We start from the raw sequence: 1,209 nt of genomic DNA, 5'->3' as shown, positions 1-1,209 counted from the left end.
AAGCTGGCCCAACGCGGTGGCATCGCGCGGATCATCACTGCCGGCAAGCCCGCGGACTTGGGCGACGGCGGCGCGAACGAGAATGTCAACGACTTCAGCGATCGCGCCACCACGCCCCGAATCCAGCATCCCCGCCACGGTTCCTTCACTCATGGCCACCAGCGCGGTGAGTGCTTCCGCCACGGTGTCCACCCCGGCGCGAGCCGGCAGAGTGGTGGAGGCGGTGTGGAGCCACCAGTCGAATTCCTCGAGGAGGCCAGCGGCTGCGGCGTCCTTCAAACCCGCGATGAGCCCATCAGGGTCATCTGTGGCGGACGAGCGGCGTGCGCGCAGCCTCCCCTCCGCGGCCTGTTCCACCGTGACACCGTAGATGGCGGCGCGGGCAATGCTGGCGTCGGTGGCCACATTGTGCAGCACGTCCCAGCGCGTGCTTACCGCTTGGGCGCCGCCAACGCCCACGACGTGGTCCGGCACGGCGTACACAATCCCTGCGGTCCTGCAGCGCTGCAAAAAGATCTCGCGGCGGGTATCCAGACTTATCTGAGGCGTAGATGCTTGTCTGCGCAGCGGCTCCAACGTCATCGTCTTTGATTCCTCACCTGCGCCGGGTAGCCGCAGCTCCTCAACGTGAGTGCGGAAGTCCGGTGCCAGCCCGGATTCCGGTGTGCCCGGCGCGAGCTTGCCTTGATGCGTGCCCACGAGCACATCTTGGGCAACGCGGGCAACAGCGCGGCCGCGTCCGAGCACATCGCCTTGGGCGTAGACGGATGTGCATGCCTCCAGTAATTCGCGGCGGCCGGGTGCTGGCAGGCCACGCAGGGCGGCGAGGTCGAGGGCCATGCGGTGGGCCTCGCGGATCTCGCCTGGACCGGCGGGATGACCTGTATCGCGCAGCCCGGAAGCGATGCGGGTGAGAAATGTGGCTACCGCTTGTTCAAAGGCGGCTCGATCGTCCCCGTGCTTGAGCATCGCCTGCTGCCAGAGGGGATCGCGGATGCCTGCCGGGTAGCCGGAGCGGGAATCGAGCAGGGCATGGGAGTAGGGGACCAAGCTCGCTGTGGTCTCGCCGCGTTCGTGCTGGCTGAGCAGCGTCGCATCGGCCTTCTCGTTGTCTCTGATCTGCTCCTCGGTGAGCGCGGGGCTGTGCCACGCACCCGTCACCGCCACGATGCGCGGTCCGTGCGTGGCGCGGGCGCGACGGATGCCTTC

At 67.7% G+C, this 1,209-nt stretch carries 1 protein-coding gene; it reads right to left on the bottom strand.

What is annotated here, in order from left to right; genetic code table 11:
• Positions 1-1,209 (bottom strand): DUF5682 family protein (locus F4V54_RS11570; protein WP_249041301.1); only part of this gene is annotated, 1,209 nt, incomplete at both ends.

This window comes from Corynebacterium tuscaniense, from assembly GCF_008693065.1.
Taxonomy (GTDB): Bacteria; Actinomycetota; Actinomycetes; order Mycobacteriales; family Mycobacteriaceae; genus Corynebacterium; species Corynebacterium tuscaniense.
This window is presented reverse-complemented; position numbering and strand designations above follow the sequence as displayed.